The 23,650-nt window shown below is 64.4% G+C and carries 27 protein-coding genes; 14 read left to right on the top strand and 13 right to left on the bottom strand.

What is annotated here, in order from left to right; all coding sequences use genetic code 11:
- Both FHS50_RS05335 and FHS50_RS05330 read right to left on the bottom strand, forming a co-directional pair.
- Entirely contained in the window at positions 1 to 786 is a 786-nt protein-coding gene (locus FHS50_RS05335) for a hypothetical protein (RefSeq protein ID WP_183933316.1), read from the bottom strand.
- Positions 786 to 1,988 carry a toxic anion resistance protein gene (locus FHS50_RS05330; protein ID WP_183933315.1) on the bottom strand — a complete coding sequence of 401 codons (1,203 nt, stop codon included), beginning with the start codon at positions 1,986 to 1,988 and terminating at the stop codon, positions 786 to 788. The genes FHS50_RS05335 and FHS50_RS05330 overlap by 1 nt, the downstream gene beginning before the upstream one ends.
- 223 nt (positions 1,989 to 2,211) lie before the next feature.
- Here FHS50_RS05330 and FHS50_RS05325 point away from each other — a divergent pair, with 223 nt between their 5' ends.
- From FHS50_RS05325 to FHS50_RS05315, 3 genes are read left to right on the top strand one after another with little or no spacing between them, the layout of a single operon-like run.
- Complete coding sequence (locus FHS50_RS05325; RefSeq protein WP_183933314.1) at positions 2,212 to 3,492, top strand: pilus assembly protein TadG-related protein; 1,281 nt, start codon at positions 2,212 to 2,214, stop codon at positions 3,490 to 3,492.
- Positions 3,493 to 3,496: 4 nt separating this feature from the next.
- Positions 3,497 to 3,952, top strand: coding sequence for a TadE/TadG family type IV pilus assembly protein (locus tag FHS50_RS05320; RefSeq protein WP_183933313.1), 456 nt, complete (start codon positions 3,497 to 3,499; stop codon positions 3,950 to 3,952).
- Complete coding sequence (locus FHS50_RS05315) at positions 3,949 to 4,341, top strand: TadE/TadG family type IV pilus assembly protein (RefSeq protein WP_183933312.1); 393 nt, start codon at positions 3,949 to 3,951, stop codon at positions 4,339 to 4,341. Before FHS50_RS05320 ends, FHS50_RS05315 begins: the two co-directional genes overlap by 4 nt.
- A gap of 3 nt (positions 4,342 to 4,344) precedes the next feature.
- Here the strand turns inward: FHS50_RS05315 and FHS50_RS05310 are convergent, their stop codons facing one another.
- Positions 4,345 to 5,109, bottom strand: a complete 765-nt coding sequence (locus FHS50_RS05310) for an enoyl-CoA hydratase-related protein (protein WP_183933311.1) — start codon at positions 5,107 to 5,109, stop codon at positions 4,345 to 4,347.
- An 82-nt stretch (positions 5,110 to 5,191) separates the two neighbouring features.
- Here FHS50_RS05310 and fsa point away from each other — a divergent pair, with 82 nt between their 5' ends.
- The 3 genes from fsa to FHS50_RS05295 all read left to right on the top strand — a co-directional run bounded on the left by fsa (position 5,192) and on the right by FHS50_RS05295 (position 7,374).
- A complete protein-coding gene (gene fsa, locus FHS50_RS05305) occupies positions 5,192 to 5,845 on the top strand; it encodes a fructose-6-phosphate aldolase (protein WP_183933310.1) in 654 nt (217 codons plus the stop codon).
- A gap of 90 nt (positions 5,846 to 5,935) precedes the next feature.
- Positions 5,936 to 6,460, top strand: a complete 525-nt coding sequence (locus FHS50_RS05300) for a DUF484 domain-containing protein (protein WP_183933309.1) — start codon at positions 5,936 to 5,938, stop codon at positions 6,458 to 6,460.
- Positions 6,442 to 7,374 carry a tyrosine recombinase XerC gene (locus FHS50_RS05295; RefSeq protein WP_265569113.1) on the top strand — a complete coding sequence of 311 codons (933 nt, stop codon included), beginning with the start codon at positions 6,442 to 6,444 and terminating at the stop codon, positions 7,372 to 7,374. Before FHS50_RS05300 ends, FHS50_RS05295 begins: the two co-directional genes overlap by 19 nt.
- A gap of 208 nt (positions 7,375 to 7,582) precedes the next feature.
- On the opposite strand, the gene FHS50_RS05290 is transcribed toward FHS50_RS05295, so the two are convergent.
- Genes FHS50_RS05290 through rsmI form a run of 4 tightly spaced genes read right to left on the bottom strand, consistent with a single transcriptional unit; the run spans position 7,583 to position 10,376 of the window.
- Positions 7,583 to 8,212 carry a DedA family protein gene (locus FHS50_RS05290; RefSeq protein WP_183933308.1) on the bottom strand — a complete coding sequence of 210 codons (630 nt, stop codon included), beginning with the start codon at positions 8,210 to 8,212 and terminating at the stop codon, positions 7,583 to 7,585.
- Positions 8,209 to 9,159, bottom strand: coding sequence for a glutathione synthase (gshB, locus tag FHS50_RS05285; protein WP_183933307.1), 951 nt, complete (start codon positions 9,157 to 9,159; stop codon positions 8,209 to 8,211). The genes FHS50_RS05290 and gshB overlap by 4 nt, the downstream gene beginning before the upstream one ends.
- A gap of 33 nt (positions 9,160 to 9,192) precedes the next feature.
- A complete protein-coding gene (locus tag FHS50_RS05280) occupies positions 9,193 to 9,543 on the bottom strand; it encodes a YraN family protein (RefSeq protein WP_183933306.1) in 351 nt (116 codons plus the stop codon).
- Complete coding sequence (gene rsmI / locus FHS50_RS05275) at positions 9,540 to 10,376, bottom strand: 16S rRNA (cytidine(1402)-2'-O)-methyltransferase (protein ID WP_183933305.1); 837 nt, start codon at positions 10,374 to 10,376, stop codon at positions 9,540 to 9,542. Before rsmI ends, FHS50_RS05280 begins: the two co-directional genes overlap by 4 nt.
- Before the next feature lie 69 nt (positions 10,377 to 10,445).
- On the opposite strand from rsmI, the gene FHS50_RS05270 reads away from it, so the two are divergent.
- On the top strand, positions 10,446 to 11,552 hold the full coding sequence (locus FHS50_RS05270; RefSeq protein ID WP_246332956.1) for a penicillin-binding protein activator: 1,107 nt from the start codon (positions 10,446 to 10,448) through the stop codon (positions 11,550 to 11,552).
- Here FHS50_RS05270 and hemW read toward each other — a convergent pair.
- The 3 genes from hemW to rph are packed head-to-tail and all read right to left on the bottom strand — an operon-like array spanning position 11,549 to position 14,000.
- The gene (gene hemW / locus FHS50_RS05265; protein WP_183933304.1) at positions 11,549 to 12,682 is read right to left on the bottom strand and encodes a radical SAM family heme chaperone HemW; all 1,134 of its coding nucleotides are present in this window, start codon (positions 12,680 to 12,682) and stop codon (positions 11,549 to 11,551) included. The genes FHS50_RS05270 and hemW overlap by 4 nt on opposite strands.
- Positions 12,679 to 13,287: an RdgB/HAM1 family non-canonical purine NTP pyrophosphatase gene (gene rdgB / locus FHS50_RS05260; protein ID WP_183933303.1), complete on the bottom strand. Its 609-nt coding sequence runs from the start codon at positions 13,285 to 13,287 to the stop codon at positions 12,679 to 12,681. Before rdgB ends, hemW begins: the two co-directional genes overlap by 4 nt.
- Positions 13,284 to 14,000 carry a ribonuclease PH gene (gene rph / locus FHS50_RS05255; protein ID WP_183933302.1) on the bottom strand — a complete coding sequence of 239 codons (717 nt, stop codon included), beginning with the start codon at positions 13,998 to 14,000 and terminating at the stop codon, positions 13,284 to 13,286. The genes rdgB and rph overlap by 4 nt, the downstream gene beginning before the upstream one ends.
- A 69-nt stretch (positions 14,001 to 14,069) precedes the next feature.
- Here rph and FHS50_RS05250 point away from each other — a divergent pair, with 69 nt between their 5' ends.
- From FHS50_RS05250 to FHS50_RS05235, 4 genes are read left to right on the top strand one after another with little or no spacing between them, the layout of a single operon-like run.
- Positions 14,070 to 14,549: a DUF6438 domain-containing protein gene (locus FHS50_RS05250; RefSeq protein WP_183933301.1), complete on the top strand. Its 480-nt coding sequence runs from the start codon at positions 14,070 to 14,072 to the stop codon at positions 14,547 to 14,549.
- Positions 14,550 to 14,580: 31 nt separating this feature from the next.
- A complete protein-coding gene (gene hrcA, locus FHS50_RS05245; RefSeq protein ID WP_183933300.1) occupies positions 14,581 to 15,612 on the top strand; it encodes a heat-inducible transcriptional repressor HrcA in 1,032 nt (343 codons plus the stop codon).
- Entirely contained in the window at positions 15,609 to 16,157 is a 549-nt protein-coding gene (gene grpE / locus FHS50_RS05240) for a nucleotide exchange factor GrpE (protein WP_183933299.1), read from the top strand. The genes hrcA and grpE overlap by 4 nt, the downstream gene beginning before the upstream one ends.
- A gap of 23 nt (positions 16,158 to 16,180) precedes the next feature.
- Positions 16,181 to 16,597, top strand: coding sequence for a hypothetical protein (locus FHS50_RS05235; protein WP_183933298.1), 417 nt, complete (start codon positions 16,181 to 16,183; stop codon positions 16,595 to 16,597).
- On the opposite strand, the gene FHS50_RS05230 is transcribed toward FHS50_RS05235, so the two are convergent.
- The 3 genes from FHS50_RS05230 to FHS50_RS05220 all read right to left on the bottom strand — a co-directional run bounded on the left by FHS50_RS05230 (position 16,594) and on the right by FHS50_RS05220 (position 20,846).
- Positions 16,594 to 17,766 carry an FAD-dependent oxidoreductase gene (locus tag FHS50_RS05230; protein ID WP_183933297.1) on the bottom strand — a complete coding sequence of 391 codons (1,173 nt, stop codon included), beginning with the start codon at positions 17,764 to 17,766 and terminating at the stop codon, positions 16,594 to 16,596. The two genes, FHS50_RS05235 and FHS50_RS05230, sit on opposite strands and share 4 nt — an antisense overlap.
- A 94-nt stretch (positions 17,767 to 17,860) precedes the next feature.
- Positions 17,861 to 20,257 (bottom strand): TonB-dependent receptor, encoded by a 2,397-nt coding sequence (locus FHS50_RS05225; RefSeq protein ID WP_183933296.1) that lies wholly within the window; start codon positions 20,255 to 20,257, stop codon positions 17,861 to 17,863.
- Positions 20,258 to 20,396: 139 nt separating this feature from the next.
- A complete protein-coding gene (locus FHS50_RS05220; protein WP_183933295.1) occupies positions 20,397 to 20,846 on the bottom strand; it encodes a vgr related protein in 450 nt (149 codons plus the stop codon).
- 241 nt (positions 20,847 to 21,087) lie between these two features.
- Between FHS50_RS05220 and FHS50_RS05215 the strand changes: the two genes are divergently transcribed.
- The 3 genes from FHS50_RS05215 (at position 21,088) to mltG (ending at position 23,650) form a co-directional block, all read left to right on the top strand.
- On the top strand, positions 21,088 to 21,324 hold the full coding sequence (locus FHS50_RS05215) for an acyl carrier protein (protein ID WP_183933294.1): 237 nt from the start codon (positions 21,088 to 21,090) through the stop codon (positions 21,322 to 21,324).
- A gap of 110 nt (positions 21,325 to 21,434) precedes the next feature.
- Positions 21,435 to 22,691, top strand: coding sequence for a beta-ketoacyl-ACP synthase II (fabF, locus tag FHS50_RS05210; protein WP_183933293.1), 1,257 nt, complete (start codon positions 21,435 to 21,437; stop codon positions 22,689 to 22,691).
- The gene (gene mltG, locus FHS50_RS05205) at positions 22,688 to 23,650 is read left to right on the top strand and encodes an endolytic transglycosylase MltG (RefSeq protein WP_183933292.1); all 963 of its coding nucleotides are present in this window, start codon (positions 22,688 to 22,690) and stop codon (positions 23,648 to 23,650) included. Before fabF ends, mltG begins: the two co-directional genes overlap by 4 nt.

Genomic DNA, 23,650 nt, shown 5'->3' with positions numbered 1-23,650 from the left:
CTATTCGATTTCGTCGCGGCCATAGCGCGACTTGAGGAAACGGCCATGGGTCTCGAGCCCGGCGATGTCGCGGCGCGCCAGTTCCTCGCCCAGTTCCTCGAGCGCCTTGCGCCCTGCGGCTAGCCCGTCGGTGAGGCGTTCGTCGACGCTCATTCCCTCGCCGTCGATACTGTCGCGATAGCCCGCGGGCACCTGCGCATAGCGCTCGATGAGGCCCGGCAGGTGATCGGACATCAGGCGGCGCGCTTCGCGGGCCTGCGGATCGCCTTCGTCGAGCCGCTTGAGGATCGCGCCGAGGTCGGAAAGCTGGCTGCTGATCTGGTCCACCTCGGCCTGCGCAGGCGCGGGGAGGGCGCGGCGGGTGCGGTAGAGATAGCGGTCGAAACGGGCGACCATCTCGGCATTAGGCAGTTCGGCGGGCACGGGCGGGCCGCCACGCTTCTCGCTCGGCCAGAAGGCCATAAGTGCGGCGACCCCGATGGCGAGGCCCACCGCCGCGAGGAAGCCGAACATGCCGATGGGAATGAACAGCCCTATTCCGATGGTAAGGAGACTGATGAGGCCGACGGCCACCCCGATCCGGGCGAGCCTGCCGCCTACATCGCCCGCCACGCGGCGCAATTCGCGTTGCCGCGCCGCATCGAGATTGCCCGCGCGCGCGTCCATGCGCTCGGCGATCCGTTCGTAGCGGGCCAGCGTCTGGTCGGTCTTGCGCGACGCGACTAGCGCCCGCTCGATACCGGCGGTAGCGCGTTCGATCGTGCGGGTCTGGTCGGTGAAACTCATCAGCTATCCAGATCGAAGGGCGACTTCTGCTGTTCGATCTTGGCCTGCTCGATGCCTTCGGCACGGGCGATATAGCCCTTCGATTTCTTCATCTCGCCTTCGAGCACGTTGACCGTGGTCTTCATATTATCGAGCGCCTGCAGCTTGAAGGTGTCGATCTGGTCCATCGTGTCATAGATGTTCTGGAAGGCGCGCTGCAGTGTCTCGACCGGGATGGTCGATGAAGCCGCCTGCTCGTGGATCGCGCCGGTCTGGTTCTTGAGCATGGTGCCGGTGCTGTCGATCATGTTGGCGGTGGTCGTGTTGAGCGCGCCGATCTGTTCGAGCACCAGCTTCTGGTTCGACATTGCCTGCGCGACGGTGACCGCGGTACGCAACGCCGAAACGGTGGTAGTCGAGGCGCGGTCGACGCCCTTCACCAGCTCGACATTGTTCTTCTTCACGAGATCGAGCGCGAGATAGCCCTGCACCGTCACTGCCATTTGGGTAAGCAGGTCCTGCGTGCGCTGGCGCGTATAGAAAAGCGCGCTTTCGCGGATGGCCTTGGCCTTGGCGGGGTCGGTCGCGTCGAGCTCATTGGCCTTGGCCTCGAGTTCGGCATCGAGCGTCTTGGAGATGTGGATCATCTGCTCGAGGCGGTGCATCGTCTTCCACAGGCCCGCCCGTTCGGTGTCGATGGCGGCATTGTCCATCAACAGTTCGTCCTTGCCATTGGCAAGCCGCGACAGGATCGCGCTGATATGGCTCTGCGCCGAGCGATATTTGTCGAAATAGCGGTTGATGCTCTTGCCGAAGGGGATGATGCCGAGAAGCTTGCGGCCGGTGAAGTGCCGACTGTTCTCGCTGGGATCGAGCGCTTCGACCGTGCGGCGAAGCTCGGTGAGATCGGCGCCGATGCCGGTATCGCTGTCGATCGCCTTCACGGGGCGGTCGAGGAAGCGGCTCGACGCGCCGGCGGCCTCGGAGATTTCCTTGCGGCCCATGCCGGTGAGCTGGTCGACCTTCTTGCCGAACTCGGGGCTGTTGGCATCGAGCGAAGCCAGTTCGTTGACGAAGCTCTCGACCTTCTTGCCCAGTTCGTCCTTTTCCTCTTCCTTGAGAGGAACAAGCCCCGCCGCCTGGTCGGCGGAGATGGGCTGGAGCGCGTCGGGCGGATCAAGTGTCAGCTTGGTCTTCGTCTCGGTCGTGGGTTCGGTCGCCATATTCTTCCTTCCTTCGCACGCTGCCGCCGCAAGACTGTCCGTTGGCACCCCGGATGGCAAGCGTCAAACTGTATTAGGAATGTAAGACGCCAAGGCCCGCTTCGCAAGCCAAATTGGCGGGTCGGACATGGTTAGGACTTTGTCAACCATGCCGCTCAACGGTTCGCACACCCTGTTTGGATAGAAGGCCTTCTGATCGGACAAAAGTCCCCGGGAGTTTTGCATGTTGAAAGCATTCAAGAGCCTTTTGAATGACAAGCGCGGAAATGTGCTGGTCATCGTCGGCGCGTCGATGCCGCTGCTGGTCGGTTCGGCCGGTCTCGCGACCGACACGATCCAGTGGGTGACGTGGAAACGCCAACTGCAGCGCGCAGCCGACTCCGCGGCCTTCGCGGGCGTCTATGCCGATATGCAGGGGCAGGACATCCCGCTCGCGATCGACAAGGATATCACGCACAACAACACGACGGGTATCGCGCTGCTTTCCGCGCCGTCGATCAGCTATCCCGCCGATACCGCGACCTACCAGAATGCGGTCCAGGTCGAACTGGAAATCCAGAAGCGACTGAGCTTTTCCTCGCTCTTCCTCGCCGATCCGCCGGTGATCCGCGCCAGCGCGACCGCGGCGGTGGTGCCGACCGGCGAATATTGCGTGGTGAGCCTCGAGAATACGCCCACGACGGGCATTACCGCGACAGGTTCCTCGAGCCTCAGTCTCGGTTGCGGGATGATTACCAACTCCACCTCGCTCGATGCGGCGGTGGCCAAGGGCTCGTCGAGCGTGACCGCCTCGCCGATCGCCGCCGTGGGCGGGATCGATACGACCGGTAACTGGGGTTCGGGTACCGACTTCCTGCCCTTCACCGTGGCGCAGGAAGACCCGTTCGAAAGCGTAACCGCCAATCCGCCTTGGTCTTGCGCCAATGGCAAACTTTCGGTGAAGCCGGGCGTGACGGTCACGGTGACCAACGACAGCAGTGATCCGACCAAGAATTGCTATACTGCGATGGACATCAAGGGCGAAGTCAATTTCGAACCCGGCGTCTATTACATCTCGGGCGGCGATTTCACTGCCAACTCGAGCGCCGATATCAACGCGCCCAACGGCGTGACCTTCGTCATGACCAATGTCAGCAGCGGCCCGCTCGCGCCGATCGGCAATGTCGATTTCAACGGCAGCGCGGAGATCACGATCGAGGCACCGGATACGGGGCCGTTCAAGGGCATCGCCATCTACCAGGACCGCCGCGCGACCAGCACGGCCTCGGCCTCGGCGTCGAGCCCGAACAAGATCAACGGGAACAGCGACTCGCATTTCCGCGGCGCATTCTATTTTCCCAAGCAGCAGGTGACCTTTACCGGAACCGCCGGCATGTCGACCGCCTGCGTGCAGATGGTCGCCCGCCGCGTCTATTTCAGCGGCAACAGCGCGATCTCGAACAGCTGCCCGGCGGGGAGCGGGTCGGGCGCATTCAAGGGGCGGCACGTCCGCCTGGTGGGGTAAACGCATGAAGATGTTCGACATCCTCCGCGACGAGCGCGGCACTTCGGTGGTCGAGATGGGGATGCTGGCCCCGGTGCTGGCGACTCTCATCATCGGCACGTCGGACCTCGCGCTCGCCTATTCGGAAAAGCTCCGGCTCGAGCAAGCCTCGCAAAGCGCCATCGAAAAGGTCATGCAGCGCAATTCGGATGCGGGGACGACCATTCTCACGCTCAAGGTCGAAGCCTCGCAGCAGGCCAATGTCCCGATCACGCAGGTGGACGTGGATTACTGGCTTGAATGCAACGGCACGCGACAGGGCCAGTATGACGTGACTTGCCCGACCGGCCAGACCTATGCCCGCTATCTGCAGGTGTCGATCGAAAGCGAATATGACCCGATGTTCCCGGCCAAGCTGTTCGGGGCCAACGACCGGGGCAAATATCCCATCCACGGTCAGGCAGGGATCCGCACGCAATGATCGGTAAGAACCAAATCCTGCGTAACGAAGAGGGTGCCGTCGTCGTCGAATTCGCGCTGGCCCTGCCGGTGATGATCCTTTTCGTCTTCGGCCTGTTCCAGCTTGCGCTGGTCTTCCAGGCCAATTCAGGCGTCCAGCATGCACTGGGCGAGGCGGCGCGTTTCGCCACCATCTATCCCACGCCCACCGATTCGGACATCCAGCAGCGCGTGGTCGAAAGCGATTTCGGAACGCATAACGGCAAGCTCGAGCAGGCCACGGTGGTCACCGACATGACCGGTGACTTCAAGACCATCAGTATCAGCTATACCCAGCCGACCGACTTCATCTTCTTCGAAGGCCCGACGGTCGATATCCAGAAATCGAAGCGAGTCTACGTCGCCAAATAAGGCTCAGGCGCGCGTCGCGAAAAAATCGGCAATCGCCTGTTTCACTTCGTCCGAGGTGAGCCGTTCCGCGAAATGGGCGTTTTCCTTGGTCATCCGCTCGCCGATCTCGCTGCGATCGGCGGCGCGGAGCAATGCCTGCGTCTGACGCATCGCTTCGGCGGGCTTGGCGAGAATAGTCGCGATGAGGCGATCGAACTCATCGTCGAGCCCGCCCTTGTCGGCGACATGGCTGGCGAGCCCCATCGAAAGGGCCTCGTCGGCACCGAAATCTTCCCCGAGCAGGAGATAGCGGGCCGCGCGACGCCGCCCGCCCAGTCGCGGCAGGATGAGCGAACTGGCGGCCTCGGGGACAAGGCCCAGATCGACGAAAGGCATCTTGAAGCGGCAGCCGCGTTCGGCCAGCACCAGGTCGCAATGGAACAGCATCGTGGTGCCGATCCCGATGGCGTTCCCCTGGACGCCCGCGAGAATGGGAATTTCATTGGCTGCCATGGCCGCGAGGAAGCGCCACACCGGCACATCCTCATGGCCGCCCGGCTGGGGCATTTCCTTGAGGAAATCCATGAGGTCATTGCCCGCGGTGAAGTCTTCCCCCTGACCGCGGATGGTGATCAGCCGCATCCCGGGGTCATCGGCCGCGCCTTCGACCGCGTCGGCCAGCGCGGCATACATGCCGACGGTAATCGCGTTGCGCGCCTCGGGGCGCTTCAGGGTAATGGCGAGAACCGCGCCTTCGTGAGTCCGTTCGACGCTGACTTGCTCGCTCATCGCTATTCCTTCCGAATCGGGTGACGCCCGCTTCCTCAATCGCTATCGCTTATGGTCAACAAGCGCCACCTGGGAGCCGATCATGAAATTCTTCGCCGACACCGCCGACATCGACGCCATCCGCGAGCTTGCCGACACCGGCCTGCTCGATGGCGTGACCACCAATCCTTCGCTCATCAAGAAGGCCGGTCGGGACATCATCGAGGTTACGAAGGAAATCTGCGGCCTGACCGACGGTCCGGTTTCGGCCGAAGTGGTCGCGACCGAGCATGACGAAATGATGCGCGAGGCCGAAGTGCTGCGCAAGATCGCCGACAATATCGCGATCAAGGTCCCTCTGACCCCGGCGGGGCTCAAGACCTGCAAGAAGCTCACGAGCGATGGCACGATGGTCAATGTCACGCTCTGCTTCTCGGCCAACCAGGCGCTGCTCGCGGCCAAGGCGGGTGCGACCTTCATCTCGCCCTTCGTCGGGCGGCATGACGATGTGGGCTATCCCGGAATCGAGCTGATCGCCGATATCCGGATGATCTACGACAATTACGATTTCCCCACCCAGATCCTGGTGGCGAGCGTGCGCAACCCCGTTCACATCCATGATTCGGCCAAGCTTGGCGCCGACGTGATGACCGCGCCGCCCGAGGTGATCTGGAAGATGTTCAACCATCCTCTCACAGACAAGGGACTGGCTGCCTTCCTCAAGGATTGGGAAGCCACCGGGCAGAAAATCGGTTAACGAATTCTTCCCGCAAAAGCGCCAATTTCTTAACCTTGCCGCGCTAAGGCAGGGCGCATGGGACGGGTCATCTCTTTCGAAGGGGAAGGCGTGGCGAAGCTGCGCCATCGCCTGGGCGAAGCCGAAGAAGCGCGCGCCAATCTCGCGGCCTTTGCCGCCGGGCATCATGCCGCCACCGCGGCGATCCATGCGGCGGTGGTCGAAGCGGCTTCCCGCGTCGATCTTGCCGAACTGGCTGAAACGGTCACGCAGCGCTGGCCCGCGATCCTCGGGGTCGATGCCTGCGCCTTCGCGCTGATCATCAGCGGCGAGGGATTCCGCTTCGACCGGAAGGGCGTGTTCAGCGTCGAACCGCAATGGATCCGCAGCGCGGGCGAAGGCGATGAAATCCAGCTTTCGTCCGAACGTCGCGGCGATCCGCTGTTCGGCGAAGCGTCGGGCCAACTGCGCTCGCAGGCAGTGATCCGCATTTCCGGCCCGGCGAGCGTCGAGGGCGTGCTGCTGCTCGGTCAATCGTCGGACGATCCGGTGGGCAGCCCCGAAGGCAATGAACTGCTCTGCTTTCTTGGCCGCGCGCTTGGCGCTATGATCGGGCGGTGCATCGCGACCAAATAGAAGGGGAGGGGCATCCCGCACGGGCGCTTGCCGCGCGCTGGGGAGACCATCTCGCGCATGACCGGCGGCGAAGCCCGCATACGGTGCGCGCCTATGTCGCGACCGCGCATCGCTTCATCACCTTTCTGGGAGACCATCGCGGCGAGGAAGTGGGTCGCTTCGCGCTTCTCACGCTGCAGCCCGCCGATCTTCGCGCCTATCTTGCCGACCGGCGGGCAGGCGGCCTCGGCAACAGCTCGGCCGCGCGCGAATTGTCGGCGGTGCGGGCTTTCCTGACTTTTGCCGCCGAAGAGCAGGGCGAGACGCCGCAAGTTCCCCGCACCCGCGCGCCGCGACGGCGCAAGACGCTTCCCCGCGCGGCATCGCCCGAAGATGCTCTCGCGCTTGCCGAGGACAGTCGCGACGGCGCCTTGACCGATTGGGTGGGTCGCCGCGATCTCGCCATCCTCCTGCTTCTCTACGGATCGGGACTGCGGATCGCTGAGGCGATGGCGCTCGATGCGGGCCTGTTACCGCTGGGCGACACGCTTCGCGTCCGGGGCAAGGGCGGGAAGGAGAGGGTGGTGCCGGTTCTGCCCGCGGTGCGCCAGGCAATCGAGGAATATGCCGCTGCTTGCCCATGGCCCTTGGGAGCCCATGACCCGCTGTTCCGCGGCGCCCGGGGCGGGCGCCTCTCCGCCGACATGCTGCGCCGCTCGGTCCGCGCTGCCCGTGCGCGGCTGGGGCTTCCCGATAGCCTGACGCCCCATGCCTTGCGGCACAGTTTCGCCACCCACCTGCTGGCCGGGGGCGCGGACCTGCGCTCGCTTCAGGAACTGCTGGGCCATGCCAGCCTGTCCTCGACGCAAATCTATACTGATGTCGATGCCGCGCGCTTGCTCGACGTCTATCGGAATGCCCATCCGCGCGCATGAAATGGCCCCGGCGCCATCGTGGGGAAAAGCGCCGGGGCGGTCAAAAGAACCGACCGAATGACCAGAAAGGGTCGGGCCCGGCGGACAGGGAAAGCGGGTACGCGGCCATCCGCGTCCGGCGGGCATGAACGGCTTTGTCCGGCGCCTCTTAACGCCGATTTAAAGAGCCGTTGCGGCTATTTCGTCGCTCCAGAAAAGACCGGAAATCCTAGTCTTTCCGCTCCATTTGGGACCGTTTTTTGAAGGCCCGGCGATGGGTGAAGATACGGAACACATAAGCGACCGCCAGCACGACGATAATCGCGGTGGATGCGGGGCCGAGATAATCGTCGATCTCGGCGAAATTCTCGCCCAGCTTGTATCCGGCCGCGGCGAGTAGCGCGGTCCAGCCGGCGGTGCCGATGGTCGAGGCGATGACAAAGGTCTTGAAGCGCATCTTGAGAAGCCCCGCGGGCACCGAAACGAGGCTGCGGACAGTCGGCAGCATGCGACCCAGAAAGACGAAGAAGCTGCCATGGCGCGCGAACCATTTTTCCGCTCGCTCGATGTCGGTCCAGCTCAAGGTCAGCCAATGTCCCCACCGTTCGATGAAAGGGCGAAAGCGCTGGATGCCTAGGGCGCGGGCCACGAGGTACCAGAAGATATTGCCGAGCATCGCGCCCGCCGTGCCTGCCACGACCACCCAGGCGAAGGACAATTGGCCCTGGCCCGAGCGGATGCCCGCGATCGACATGATCAGTTCGGACGGAATGGGCGGAAAGACGGTTTCGAGGAACATCAGGAAGGCGATGCCCAGATAACCCGCCTGCTCGATCAGCGTGACGACCCATTCGCTCATTGCGGCAGCTTCGCCTCGATTGCGTCCCAGATGAGCGCGGGGGTGTCGGTGCCGTTGAACTTGTCCATCGCGACGATGCCCGTCGGCGAGGTCACGTTGATCTCGGTGAGATAGCCCGCGATGACGTCGATCCCCACGAACAGGAGGCCGCGCCGCTTGAGCTCGGGGGCGAGCGCTGCGCAGATTTCCCTCTCGCGCTCGGTCAGGTCGACCTTGTGCGCCGAGCCGCCTGCCGCGAGGTTGGAGCGGATCTCGCCCTTGCCCGGAATGCGGTTGATCGCTCCTGCGGGTTCGCCGTCGACGAGGATGATCCGCTTGTCCCCCTTGCTGACGTCGGGAAGGAAGGCCTGCGCGATATAGGGCTCTTTCCAGATCGAACCGAACAGTTCGGCCAGGGAAGTGAGGTTGGCACCGTCGCTGCCGATCCGGAACACGCCTTCGCCCGCCTTGCCGTGAAGCGGCTTCAGAACGATGTCGCCATGGCGTTCGAGAAAGTCGCGCACAGCATCCAGCGAACGGGTGATCATCGTCGGCGGCATATATTTGGCGAAATCGAGCACGAACAGCTTCTCGGGCGCATCGCGCACGCTTGCAGGGTCATTGACCACCAGCGTTTCGCCCTTGAGCCGTTCGAGAAGATAGGTCGCGGTGACATAGCCGATGTCGAAGGGGGGGTCCTGCCGCATCAGGACGACATCGACATCCTTGCCGAGATCCACTTCGATCCGCTCGCCTGCGCTGAAATGGTCGCCGCGCGTGGCCGAGACCGTGACGGGGCGCGCTCCGCTCGCACGGACGCGGCCCTGGTCGTAGGTGAGGGCGCCCGGCTGATATTCCAGGAGGCGATGCCCGCGGCGCTGCGCTTCGAGCATCAGGGCGAAAGTCGAATCGCCGCCAATGTCGATCGATTCGATCGGGTCCATCTGTACCGCTACGGTCAAGGTCATGGGCATTGCCGGTAGGGTCTCGAAGGCGATTTGTCACCCATGCCAGACATTTTCCAGATGGCGGGGTCGCTGCCATGGCGCACAGAAGATGGCGTCGATGCGGATCGCGGCGGAAGGCCGGGTATAGCGCGGCGCGAGAAGCTCCACCGCCGAGGCGACCCGGCGCAGCGCGAAGGCGTCGAGCAGCAATTGGGCATCGATGATCCGCGCCCGGGTCTTTACCTCGATGAAAGCGAGCGTCCGGCCGCGCCGGGCGATAAGGTCCACTTCGCCGCGCGGGGTGCGCACGCGCTGGTCGTGGATGCGCCAGCCCTTGAGGCGAAGCCACAGGGCGGCGACCTGCTCGCCGCGACGCCCGCGCCGTTCGGCTTCGTGCCGCGTCACTCGCCGCTTCTTTCGAGCGCGCGGGCATAAGCGCGCTTGCGCGGAATGCCGAGTTTGGCGGCAACCTCGGCGGCCGCACGGCTGGGCGAGAGGCGCGACAGCGCTTCGTCGATGGCTTCGTCGAGATCGTCTTCGCTTGCCGCTTCGGGAGGGGCGGGCGGCGCGATCACGATGACGATTTCGCCCTTGGGGCCCTGCTCGCGGTAGCGTTCGGCCAATTCGCCGAGCGATCCGCTCACCACCTCCTCGTGCAGCTTGCTGATTTCGCGGACCACGGCGGCTTCGCGCGGGCCCAGGCCCTCGTCCAGATCGGCGAGACAGGCACCGAGGCGCGGGCCGCTTTCGAAGAGAAGGAGGCTCGCGGGAACCGAAGCGATCGCGGCGATGGCGTCGCGACGGGCCTTCTGTTTTGCAGGAAGGAAGCCGCAGAAAAGGAAACGGTCGGTCGGCAGCCCGGCCAGCGTGAGCGCGGCGATGGGAGCGCTCGGCCCCGGGATCGTCTGCACCGACAGGCCCCGCTGCCGAGCGGCTCGCACCAGCTTGTAGCCCGGGTCGGAGATGAGCGGCGTTCCCGCATCGCTGACCAGCGCGACGGCTTCGCCCGCGATGCGGTCCAGCATCTCCTCGCGCAGCCGCTCGTCGCTATGGTCGTTATAGGCGCGCATCGGCACCTTCGCCCCGATGTGATTCAAGAGCTTGGCGGTCACACGCTTGTCCTCGGCGAGGATCAGGTCGGCATGGCTGAGCGTTTCGGCGGCGCGAGGGCTCAAATCGGAGAGATTGCCGATTGGCGTCGCCACGATATAAAGGCCGGGGGGCAGGTTCTTATTCATATGATCGAAGGTGTCATGGCATTGTCTCCCAAATCTCCGCAAGCACGTCGTCACTTCCTCCTCGGTGTCATGGCCGCAGGGACCCTCGCGCTGGCCGGCTGCCAGACCGCGCCCAAGCCGACCGAGGAGCCTGCGACCAGCGCACCGCCGCCGACCGCCAAGCCCACTCCGCGCGCGGTCGAACGCAACGAGGTGGCGCTGCTGGTGCCGCTGTCGGGCGACAATGCGGGGGTCGGCACCTCAATCGCCAATGCCGCCAAGATGGCGCTCATCGACATGGACACGCAGGCGCTCCGCCTGACCATCTACGACACCGCCGGGCCGGGCGGCGCGCGCGCCGCGGTCAATGATGCGCTTGGCGCGGGTAGCGGCCTCATTCTCGGACCGCTCCTGTCGGAAAATGTCCGCGCGGTTTCGCCCGCCGCGCGCCAGGCAGGCGTGCCGGTGATTGCCTTCTCGAACGATGAAGAGGTCGCCGGTGATGGCGTCTATATCCTCGGTTTCACGCCCTCGCAGTCGATCGCCCGCTCGGTGAGCTGGGCCAAGGCGCAGGGCGCCAAGGAATATTCGGCGCTCGTCCCGTCGGGCGAATATGGCCAGCGCGCCAGCCGCGCCTTCCTCCGCTCGGTCGATGCCGCCAATGGCAATGTGCGCGCCCTGGAAGTCTATAACCGCCAGCGCGCGGCGATCGACGCGGCGGTCGACAAGGTCAAGGCGCGCGGCCCGGTCGATGCCATCCTGATCGCCGATTCGGGCCGGATCGCCAGCTATGCCGCTTCGCGCCTGCAGCTTGGCGGGCAGTTGATGGGCACCGAGCTCTGGGCCGCCGAAGACAATCTGGGGCAGACCCGTGCACTCCAGGGCGCGATCTATGCCGCGGTTCCCGACAACCGGTTCGACCAGCTCGTGGCCCGCTATCGCGCGCGCTACAATGTCGCGCCCTTCCGCCTTGCCAGCCTTGGCTATGACGCGATGCTTCTGGCGGTGCGCGCTTCGTCCAACTGGCCTGCAGGGCGTCCCTTCCCGCGCGAAATCCTGCGCGACCGCGACGGATTTGGCGGGGTCGACGGCATCTTCCGCTTCGACCGTTCAGGCGTTGCACAGCGCGCCCTTGAGGTGCGCCGCGTCACCGCCAGCGGAATCCAGACCGCCGACGCCGCACCAAGCGCTTTCTAGGCGGCGATTTCCGCCAGCACCCGGTCGAGCAGCAATTTGCCCGGCCGGGTCAGCCGCAGCCGCTCGTCGCGGGTAAGAAGCCCCAGCCGCTCGATCCGGGCGACCGCTTCCTCGTCGACGATCTTCTCGACCCCGATGCGCCGGGCAAGCGCGTCGGGTTCGATCCCTTCGTCGAGCCTCAGGCCCATCACCAATGCTTCATGCGCGGCCTCGAGCGGGGACAGCGGAGCTTCCTCGACGATGCCATGGCCGTTGCGCTGGACCGCCGACAGGAAATTCTCGGGCTTCCGATGACGCATGGTGCGCTGGCCGAGCCGTCGGCCATGTGCGCCGGGTCCGATGCCCGCATAGTCGTGATAATGCCAATAGGTGCGGTTGTGGCGGCTTTCGGCGCCGAGCCGCGCATGATTGGAGATTTCATATGCAGGAAGGCCCGCTTCCTCGGTCATCGCCTGCGTCAGTTCGAAGAGTTCGGCGCTTTCTTCCTCGCCCAGTGGTGTGAAATCGCCCTTGCGCACCATCGTCTCGAAGCGCGTGCCGGGCTCGATGGTGAGCTGGTAGAGCGACAGATGCTCGGTCCCCAGAGAGAGCGCTCGCCCGAGGCTCTTTTCCCAGGCCTGCCGCGTGTCGCCCGGAAGTGCGTAGATGAGGTCGAAGCTCACGCGCGGCACGGCGCGCTGCGCGGCGTCGAGCGCCGCCAGCCCCTCGCTTGCCGAATGGGCGCGACCGAGGAAATGGAGCGCCTCATCGTCGAAACTCTGGAGGCCGAGGCTGATCCGGTTGACCTCCGCACGAGCAAGTTCGTCGAAGCGGCGCGCCTCGGCGCTGTTGGGATTGGCCTCGAGCGTGATCTCGATGTCGGATTCGGCGGGCCAATGACCGGTGGCGGCGTCGATCAGCGCGGCCACGGTCGCCGGATCCATCAGTGACGGGGTGCCGCCCCCGAAGAAGATGCTGTGGAGGCGGCGGCCCGGCAGGAGGCGCGCTTCATGCGCGAGATCGGCGAGCAAGGCTTCGCGCCATTCGGCCTGGTCCACCTCTTCGCGGACGTGACTGTTGAAATCGCAATAGGGGCACTTCTGGACGCAGAAGGGCCAGTGAACATAAAGCGCGAGCGGATCGCCGCTCATGACTTCAGCCAGGTCACCAGCTTGTCGAACGCATCGGCACGGTGGCTGATCGCATGCTTCTGGTCAGGATCGATCTCGGCGAAGGTCCGGTCCATGCCGCGTGCGATGAACATCGGGTCATAGCCGAAGCCTTTGTCGCCGCGCGGCGGCCAGGTGAGGGTGCCGTGCACCTTGCCCTCGAAACTTTCGACCCGGCCATCGGGCCAGGCGAGCGACAAGGCGCAGACGAAATGGGCATCATGACCGGCGTCCTCACCCCTGGCCTCGACCGCGTCCCACACCTTCTTCATCGCGCGGTTGAAATCGCGATTGCCATCGGCATCCTCGGCCCAGCGCGCCGAACGGATGCCCGGATCGCCTTGGAGCGCGTCGACCGACAGGCCGCTGTCGTCGGCGAGCGCGGGCAGCCCCGACAGGTCGGCGGCCTGCCGCGCCTTCAGTTCGGCATTGTCGACGAAGGTAACGCCGGTTTCCTCGGGGTCGGGCAGGCCCAGTTCGGCGGCTCCGACGCACGCGATACCGAGCGGCTCCATCAGCGCGCGGATTTCGCGCAGCTTGCCTTCGTTATGGGTGGCGATGACCAGCTTTTCCCCGATGCGGTTCATGATGCGCTGGCCTTGCGCTGGGCTTCGAAAATCTCGGTGCAGCCCATCTTGGCGAGCCGCATGAGGCGCAGCAGCCCCTCATCGTCGAACCGCTCGCCCTCGGCGCTGATCTGTGCCTCGACGATCTTGCCATCGCCCGTCAGCACGAAATTGCCGTCCGACCCGGCATTGCTGTCCTCGACATAGTCGAGGTCGAGCACCGGCGTGCCGTCATAGATGCCGCAGCTGACCGCTGCGACCTGCGTCTCGATCGGGTCCTCGCCGATGGCACCGGCCTGCATCAGCTTGTCGACCGCCATGCGCATTGCAACCCAGGCGCCCGAAATCGACGCGGTGCGCGTGCCGCCATCGGCCTGGATGACGTCGCAATCGACGGTGATCTGCCGTTCGCCGAGCTTCTGGAGATCGACCACCGCGCGCAGCGACCGGCCGATGAGGCGCTGGATTTCCTGGGTGCGGCCCGACTGCTTGCCGCGTGCTGCTTCGCGGTTGCCGCGGGTGTGGGTCGAACGGGGCAGCATTCCATATTCGGCGGTCACCCAGCCCGAACCCTTGCCCCGCAGCCAGGGCGGAAGCCGTTCTTCGACCGAAGCGGTCACCAGCACGCGCGTATCGCCAAAGCTGATGAGGCAGCTTCCCTCGGCATGCTTGGTGAAGCCGGGTTCGATCGTCAGTTCGCGCAGTTGATCGGGGGCGCGGCCGGATGGGCGCATGGATTGGTCTCCTATTTCAGTTGCCAGAGGCCCTAGCGCCGCTAGGGTGCCAAAGAAAGGGAGAGCGTGATGGTGAAAGCGATACTCGCGGCAATCGGCCCAATTCTTCTGGCAGGCTGTGCGACCATTCCGTCCGCACCCAAGGCGCCTGACGTCATCACCTACGCCACCGAACCCTGCTTCGGCCGCTGTCCCGTCTATCGGCTGACCGTATCCTCGGACGGGGTGGCGGTGTTCGAAGGTAAGGCCAATACGCTCGTCACGGGGCGGCGCACCTTCGTCGTGAAGGAAGAGGAATATCAGGCCTTCAAGGCGATGCTTGAACCCCATCGCCCGGTCGGCGAACGGATTATCCGCCCGGGCAGCGAGGAATGCCGCAATGCGGCGACCGATCACCCGGGCGTCGACATCCGCTGGGCGACCGAGGACCGCTCGGATCATCTGTCGGCTTATTATGGCTGCGACATGGACCTCAATCGCGACATGTACGAAGCGCTGATGCGTGCGCCTTACGAACTGCCCATGACCATCTACATCGGCCAATATTGAGCATCGGCGAAGCAATCCCTACATCCGCGCCATGAGCGAACCCATCGGGCAATTGACGGACCGCATGCGCGAGATCTTCGGGCAGGTTGTGGACCGCTATATCGACAGCGGCGCGCCGGTCGGCTCGAAGGTGATCGCCGAAAAGGTCAATCTTTCCCCGGCTTCGATCCGCGGAGTGATGCAGCAGCTCGAGGAGCGCGGGCTGCTTACCCATCCGCACACTTCGGCGGGGCGCGTGCCGACCGAGATGGGGCTACGGCTGTTCGTCGACGGGATCATGCAAGCCTCACTCCCGCAGAAGCGGATGCGGCAGCGGATCGAGGCGGAGATCGAGGGACGGCCTGTCGAGGAAGCCTTGCGCGCCGCCACCCAGACCTTGTCGGGCCTGTCGGAATGCGCGGGCGTAGTCACCGCGCCGACGCAGGAAGTGCGCCTCAAGCAATTGGCATTCGTCCAGCTCGACGAGGGCAGGGCGCTTGCGGTGCTGGTGGGCGATGACGGCTCGGTCGAGAATCGCGTCGTGCCCATTCCGCCCGGCACCAGCAGCTTCGCGCTCGCCGAAGTGGGCAATTATGCCACGCAGAAGCTGGCGGGCCTAACTTTGTCCGAAGCCTCGCAGCGGCTTCGCCGCGACATAGCCGCGCACAAGGATGCGGTCGACCATGCCGCCGCTGAACTGGTCGCGGCGGGGCTGGCGGACTGGAGCCGCGACGGGGACAACCGGCCGGTGCTGATTGTCCGCGGCCAGGCCAATCTCATCGACGAATCGGCGGCGGCGGATCTTGAACGGGTGCGCCTGCTGCTCGAGGAACTGGAAGACCGGCAGGAAATCGCCCGATTGCTCGACGGAGCGCGCGACGGCGAAGGCGTGCGGATCTTCATCGGCAGCGAAAACCGGATGTTTGCCTTGTCGGGATCGAGCGTCATTGCCAAGCCTTATCGCGGCGTCGATGGCGAAGTGATCGGCGTAATCGGCGTGATCGGACCCACCAGATTAAATTATGCGCGGGTCGTTCCCATGGTGGACTTCACCGCAGAAGCCCTTACGAGACGGATGTCATGACTGAAGACGAAAAAGATTTGCACGAAGAAGCCGAGGAAATCCGCGAGGAAACTGCGGAGGAGGCCCCCGAACTGGCCGAGCACGACCGTGTCGCCGAACTCGAGAAGCAGCTCGAGGAAGCGCAGCAGAAGACGCTCTATGCCGCCGCCGAGGTGCAGAATGTGCGTCGCCGGCTCGAACAGGAGAAGGCCGACGCGACCAAGTTCGCGGTAACCGCCTTCGCGCGCGACATGCTCAGCGTGAAGGATCATCTCGAACGGGCGCTCGGCCATGTGCCGGACGAAGCCCGCGAAGGGCGCGCCGCCAATTTCATCGAGGGTATCGAGGCGACCTTGCGCGAAATGGACGCCATCTTCGCTCGGCAGGGCATCGAACGGGTGGCCGCAAAGGGCCTGCCGCTCGACCCCAATCTTCACCAGGCCATGGTCGAAATTCCCACCGACGAAGCCGAACCCGGCACGGTCGTCGAGGAAATGCAGAGCGGTTACACGCTGAAGGGCCGCCTGCTGCGTCCCGCCATGGTCGGCGTCGCGAAACAGCCCTGACCCCCGAACTGGAAACCAGCTTCGTGCGCATCGCCCGGTTGATGGGCGGTGCGCGCGATGACTGGTGGGTGATCGGCTCGGCGGCGGTCCTCCTGCATGGCTCCGATCCGGGCGGCGTGGCGGATGTCGATATTCTCCTGTCCGAGAAGGACGCGCTGAAGCTCCTCGAACCGCGCGGCATTCCGATCGCAGCGGGCATGAGCGATGGTCTTTTCCGGTCGGCGCTGTTCGCGCGCTGGGACGGGACGCCGCTTCCATGCGAATTCATGGCGGGATTCCAATTCTGCCAGCGCGGCGATTGGCAGCGCGTCTGGCCTAGAAGTCGCGAATGGGTCGAGGTGGCCGGCGAGAAGCTGTTCGTGCCTTCGCGCGATGAGTTGCGAACGCTGCTGCTGGGCTTTGGACGCGGCAAGGATGTGCAGCGCGCCGCCTGCCTTTAGATCACGCTGCGCTTCTGCGCCTTCTCCTTGGTCGCAAGGCTGAACCGCGCTTCACTCTGCGGCTTGCCCGCGACCAGGTCGGCCGCGATGCGGCCCACCGCAGGGCCATGCTTGAAGCCATGGCCCGAACCTCCGCCGACGAGGATGAGATTGGGGTGGGCAGGGTGGCGGTCGATCAGGAAATCGCCGTTCGAACTATTTTCATATTGGCAGACCCGTGCATCGACGAGCCGCGCGCCCTTGAGCGCGGGGAAGCGGCGGTCGCGAAAGGCGATGATGTCGGCCAGGGCTTCTTTGCTCGGTCGGCGTGACTGGCTGTCGGGATCGACCGGCTCGCCATGGCGATCATGCGCGAACTTGACCCCGCGCTCCTCCAGATCGGGGAAACCATAATAGAGATCGCCGCCATTGAAATCGGCCCATCCGGGCAGATGCGCGGGGCCGAAGCGCCGGTCGCCATCGGGCGCCGCGAAAAAGAAAACTTCCTGCCGCGTGGGAGTGATGCGTCCGCCGAGCAGGGTGGGGAAGAGCTTGGGGAGCCAGGGCCCCGCCGCAACGACGAAGCTGTCGGCCTCGACCCGTGTGCCATCGGAAAGCGCGATGGCCTCGACCGCGCCATCGAAAGCGCAGAGCGGCATGGCTTTGCCGCGCCGATAGTCGAGGCCGCTCGCGATCATCTCGGCGACCAGCGTCTGCACCCCACGGCGCGCCATCAGCGCGCCGAATCCCGGTTCGAAAACACCCGTGTCGACGCCATCGAAATCGATCATCGGAAAGCGCTTTGCCATTTCGGCGCGACCGAGCGCCTCGGTGGGCCGGCCCAATTCGGCATGGGCGTCGAGAATGTCGCGGAAATAGTCGGGCTCGCCCGCCGCGAAAAAGAGGACGCCATGCGGGTGGAAAATGGGCAGGAGCGCCCGTTCGCTCAGCGCCTTCCAATCCGCGAGGCTCTCGATCGCCATCCGGCTGTAGATCCGGTCGCGGCCATAGCCGGCGCGGGTCATGCGGCTTTCGCCTCCGCTGCTCGCCAGCATGTTGGCAGGGCCATGAGCGTCGATCAGGGTCACGCGGTAACCCGCGCCCATCAGCGCCCTGGCGGTCCAGCTTCCGAAAACGCCCGCGCCGATCACCGCGACATGGCCTGCGCTGGTACGGGTGCGGGCATGCAAAACGGCCGGAGCAAGCGCCCCGGCCGTCATGCCGCCGACAAGCTGGCGGCGAGTGAGGGAAAGCTTCCCGCAGGATGCTTTCCCCGCCACCCGATCAGAAACGCTTGCGAAGCGTGACGCCGATGGTGCGCGGCTGTCCGACGCTGTGCGCCAGACGGGCGCGCCCACCACGTTCACGGTCGAACGACAGGAGCGTGTTCTCGTCGAAGACATTCTTCGCATAGACGATGAAATCGAGGCCATCGACGAACTCGAGACCCGCCGACAGGTCCACCAACTGGTAAGACGGCAGTTCGAGATCGACCACGGTCACTTCGTTTCCGGTCTGGCCGTTGTAGGGCAGGCCGTGGCCGAAGCTGCGCGGATTGCTTTCCTGGTCGGCCGGCTGGGTGAAGCGCGAACCGACATGCTGGAAGGTCACCGACACATAGCCGTCGGCATTACGAAGCACGGGCGCCGAGTAGGTGGCGGTGGCCGCCATCTGGAACTCGGGAACGCTCGGCAAGCGGTTGCCTTCGCGAATACCGGTGTTGCTGGCCAGCGGTTCGGGCAGCGTCGAGTCGAACTCGGCACTGACGTAGCTGCCGGCAAGCGACAGATCGAGGCCAGGCGCAGGCGAAGCCGAGAATTCGGCTTCGATGCCCGTGGTGTGCGCCTTGTCGACGTTGAACACGATACGCGAGGAGCAGCTGCCCGCATCGAGGGTCGTCTGCAGGTCGCGGATCTCGGTGTGGAAGATCGCCGAGTTGAAGGTCACGCCGCGCGACGAATATTTGACCCCGGCTTCATAGTTCCACAGCGTCTCGTCCTCGTAGGACTGGAAGCCGCCGAACAGCGCCTCGTCCTCGGGCGAGCAGAGCGTGACGTTGAGCGGGTCGTTGACGCCGCCCAGACGGAAGCCCTTCGAGGCCTGGAGGTTGAGGTTGAGATTGTCCGTCGCCGCATAGGTGAGGATGAAACGCGGGCTGAAGCCGTCCGACGAAGTGCGGTCGAATTCATTGTCTCCGTTGGCAAAGAGGCCGCCCGAGTTGAATTCACGCTCTTCCTCGAAGTCGTAATAGCGACCGCCGACCGTCGCGGTCAGCTGGCCGAACTCGTAGCTGGCTTCGCCGAACACTGCCTTCTGCTTGATGTCGTAGGGCAGGTCGGCCGCATAGGGGCTGTCTACCGGAGCGACGCCATTGGCGACCGCCGCCGAGGTGCCGGGCCCGAAGGCCGCATCGACGAAGGCGTCATAGCCCGGAGTGGGCAGGCGCTGCTGGTAGAAGCGGTCGGTGGTCGAATAGAAGCCGCCGAGAACCCACTGGAAGGGCCCGGCACCGGTCGAGCCGACACGCAGTTCCTGCGTCCACTGCTCAAGATCGGTGGTGTCGCGAAGGTTCGAGGGAATGCTCACCGCTGCGTCGGGGAAGCCAAGGTCCACCGAGACCGAGCCGGTCAGCGCCGAGGCATCGCGCGACACCAGGATGTCGCGGTTGGTGTAGCTGGTCACCGAGGTCAGCTCGACCCCGCCCAGGTCCACGCTGGCGGTAAGGTCGGCCAGCAGGAACTCGTCCTTGAAGCCTTCCTTGAGCTTCAGATACTGCCTGCGCTCGCCGAAATCGACCGGGGGAGCGGTATATTCGTTGGCGTAGAGATTGTAGATCTCCTGCCGGTTGAAGCCGTCGGTCTTGATTTCCTGATAAACGACGCGCGGGGTGATGCGGATGGTGTCGCTCGGCTCGAAGAGGACCGACACGCGGCCGCCGATGCGCGAACCGTCATTGATGTTGAGTTCGCCCGCCGGGCCGATCGCGTCGATGAAGCCCGGATAGCGCTGGTAATAGCCGACCACGCGCATCGCTGCGGTATCGCCCATCGGGATGTTGATCGCGCCCTTGATATGGCCACCTTCGCCGCCATTGTGGACGGTGTTGAAATTGGCTTCGACAATGCCTTCGGACGAACCGATCTTGGGCTGGTTGGTGATGTAGCGAAGCGTGCCGCCGACGCTGCCCGAACCGAACAGAGTGCCTTGCGGGCCGCGCAGCGTTTCGACGCGGTTGAGGTCGAACAGGTCAATGTCGGGCGTGAACAGCGACAGCGAGATCACCGATTCATCGAGATAGATGCCGACCTGTTCCTTGACGCCCGGTTGGTCGCGAACGACCTGGCCCGCGGACACGCCGCGCACCGACACCTGGCTCTGGCCCGGTCCGAGGTTCTGGATCGAAAGACCGGCGACATTGCGCGAGAGGTCTTCGACCGTCGAGGCATTGGCGCGCTCGATGTCTTCCTGCGTCTTGGCGTCGATCGAGAAGGGAACGTCCTGCACCGTCGACGCGCGCTTGGTCGCGGTGACGACGATCACGTCGGGCTGCTGGTCGTCAGGCTGGTTGGCTGCCTGCGCTTCGGCTTCCTCGGTGGTCTGCGCCGCGGCGGGCTGTGCCAGCAGCGCCATCGCCGCGGTGCCGGTAAACAGAGCGGTCGAATAATGACGGATGTTTTTCATATGGAACCCCTTCCTTCGAATGTGGGCGCAACATGAATCAATTGGCCTAGCGGGGAAAGCGGAAGCGAAAGCCCGCTTATGTTGTTTTGCCGACAGTGACTTTTCGGTGACACCGGCGAGCGGCGGACCCTTTTCGACCTTAGAACGGTAGAATGTCGCGGGGTGGCGGGTCCTGCTGCATCACGCGCCCCCGATCGGCGAGGAAGCGGTGCCGGACGATCTCCGCTTGCTGCTCGATCCCGTAGCCCGAGAAAGGCAGGTCGGGACGCAAATGATAGCGATAACGGCAGAAGGGGTGACGCGCGAGGAGGAGATAATAGCGCCCGCCCTGCTGGCACTGCCAGACGTGGGTCATCTCGTGGATGAAAAGGCCCTGCGCCCCCAGCGGTTCGCGCGAGAAATCCTCCGACCAGGCGCGACCCTCGGGGTGGAAATGGATATGGCCCATCGGTGCCATCACCACGCCGCGCGGCTGGAAGGGCCACCATTTGCGGCGAACGAGCCGCACTTGCGCAAGATCGATGGCATCGCCGAAGATGCTCCGCGAAATCTCCACTTCGCCGGGGGTGAGGGGGCGGCTGTCAGTCATGAAGGCTGTGATCGGGACAGGCAGAGGCGCAGGCGATACGCACGGGGCCTTGTCGCGCCGCTCGCGGTTCGGAAGGAAACTGCCTTGCCATTCGCTCTCCGTCTTGGCCTCGCTGCATGCTTGCCGCTACGGCATCGCCATGCTGGCCGTCATTTGGTTCACGAGCAAGGCTTGCCGTCCGCAAAGGACGCGGCTAGGGGCGTAACCAAATTCTAACAAGAAGTTTAATGGAGGACCCTTTATGAGCGATACTGCCGAGCGCGTTAAGAAGATCGTCGTCGAACATCTGGGCGTGGATGCCGACAAGGTGACCGAAGATGCGAGCTTCATCGATGATCTGGGCGCGGACAGCCTCGACATCGTCGAGCTGGTGATGGCTTTCGAAGAAGAATTCGGCGTCGAGATTCCCGACGATGCGGCCGAGAACATCACGACCGTCAAGGACGCGAACGAATATATCGAGAAGAACAAGGGCTAACCGCCCGGCCCCATCAGCCCTGAGTCAGTCGAGGGGCCGTCAAGGGATATCGACAGGCTCGACACCTCGCTGAAGGGGAGTCGGGCCTGTCCTTTTTCCGGAGGATTACAATGCGCCGTGTTGTCGTGACGGGATTGGGTCTTGTGACGCCGCTGGGTGGCGACGTCGAGACCAGTTGGCAGAACATCCTGGCATCCAAGTCGGGTGCCGGAAAGATCACCAGGTTCGATGCGTCGGATCACAAGTGCCAGATCGCTTGCGAGGTCAAACCCAAGGATCATGAATTCGGGTTCGATCCCGACAAGCGGGTCGACCACAAGATCCAGCGCCAGGTCGATCCCTTCATCGTCTATGGCATCGATGCCGCCGGCCAGGCGATCGAGGATGCCGGCCTCGAGGACATGAGCGACGAGATGAAGCTCCGTGCGGGCTGCTCGATCGGGTCGGGCATCGGCGGGCTTCCGGGCATCGAATCCGAAAGCCTCGTTCTTCACGAGCGCGGCCCGGGCCGCGTCAGCCCCCATTTCGTGCACGGCCGCCTGATCAACCTCATCTCGGGGCAGGTCAGCATCAAATATGGTCTCAAGGGTCCCAACCATTCGGTCGTCACCGCCTGCTCGACGGGCGCGCATTCGATCGGCGATGCGGCGCGGATGATCCGCGAAGACGATGCCGACATCATGCTGGCGGGCGGCGCCGAAGCGACCATCTGCCCGATCGGCATTGCCGGTTTCGCGCAGGCCCGTGCGCTCAACAGCTCCTATAACGACCGCCCCGAAGAGGCGAGCCGCCCCTATGACAAGGATCGCGACGGCTTCGTCATGGGCGAAGGCGCGGGCGTCCTCGTCCTCGAGGAATATGAGCATGCCAAGGCGCGCGGTGCCAAAATCTATGCCGAGGTCGTGGGCTATGGCCTGTCGGGCGACGCCTATCATGTCACCGCGCCGCATCCCGACGGCGACGGCGCCTACCGCTCGATGGAAATGGCGCTGAAGAAAGCGGGAATGAGCGTCGGCGACATCGACTATATCAACGCGCATGGCACTTCGACCATGGCCGACACGATCGAACTGGGCGCGGTGCGCCGCCTGTTCGGCAACCAGCTCGGCAACATGTCGATGAGCTCGACCAAGTCGGCGATCGGCCATCTCCTCGGCGGCGCGGGTGCGGTCGAAAGCATTTTCTGCATCCTCGCGATCCGCGACCAGATCGTTCCGCCCACGCTCAACCTCGACAATCCAGACGAGGGCACTGACGGGGTCGATCTCGTTCCGCACAAGGCGCGCGAGCGCGAAGTGCGCGCGGTTCTCAACAACAGCTTCGGCTTCGGCGGCACCAACGCCAGCCTGATCATGAAGAAGGTGTGAGGAAACTACTTCTCCTGGTCCTCATCCTGGCAGGGCTGGCTGGCCTCTATCTCGGGATCAACTGGTGGGGCGGCGGCCCCACCGATGAGGACCGCACAATCATCGTCGCCGAAGGCACGACGCTGAACGGTCTGGGCGAGCAGCTGCGGAGCGAAGGCTATCTGTCGCTGCCCGCAACCGTCTGGAAGGTGGGAACCCGCTTCCTCGCCAGCGGCAATCCGATCCGCGCGGGCGAATTCGAAATTCCGAAAGGCGCCAGCGCGGCCCGGATCATCGACATTCTCCAGCATGGACGCACCGTGCAACGGCAGGTGACGATCCCCGAAGGCATGCCCTCGATCCTCGTGCAGGAACGAGTGCAGGCGCTTCCCTTCATGTCGGGCGAGGCGCCGCTTCCCGAAGAAGGCAGCGTGCTTCCCCAGACCTACAGCTACCAGCGCGGTGAAAGCCGTGCGGCGCTGATCAGGCGGATGCAGGAGGCGATGACCCGGACGCTCGACGAACTCTGGCCGAGCCGGACCGAGCGCAGCGTGGTCAATTCGCGCGAGGAAGCGGTCACGCTCGCTTCGATCGTCGAGAAGGAAACCGCCAAGCCCGAAGAACGTCGCATGGTCGCGGGGGTCTATTCCAATCGCGTCCGGGCGGGGATGCGCCTCGATGCCGATCCGACGGTCATCTATCCGGTGACCAAGGGCAAGCCGCTCGGGCGTCGCATCCTTCGCTCCGAACTCGACGATGTGAACGATTACAACACCTACCGGATGACCGGGCTTCCCAAGGGACCGATCGCCAATCCGGGCCGCGCCAGCATCGCCGCGGTGCTCGATCCCGCGCCGACCGACGCGCTCTATTTCGTGGCCGACGGGACAGGTGGGCATATCTTCGCGGATACGCTCGAGGAGCATAACCGCAATGTCGCCAAATGGTATGAACTGCGCCGCAAGCGCGGAGAAATGTAG

The sequence above is a fragment of the Sphingomicrobium lutaoense genome, assembly GCF_014195685.1.
In the GTDB taxonomy this organism is placed as follows: Bacteria; Pseudomonadota; Alphaproteobacteria; order Sphingomonadales; family Sphingomonadaceae; genus Sphingomicrobium; species Sphingomicrobium lutaoense.
This window is presented reverse-complemented; position numbering and strand designations above follow the sequence as displayed.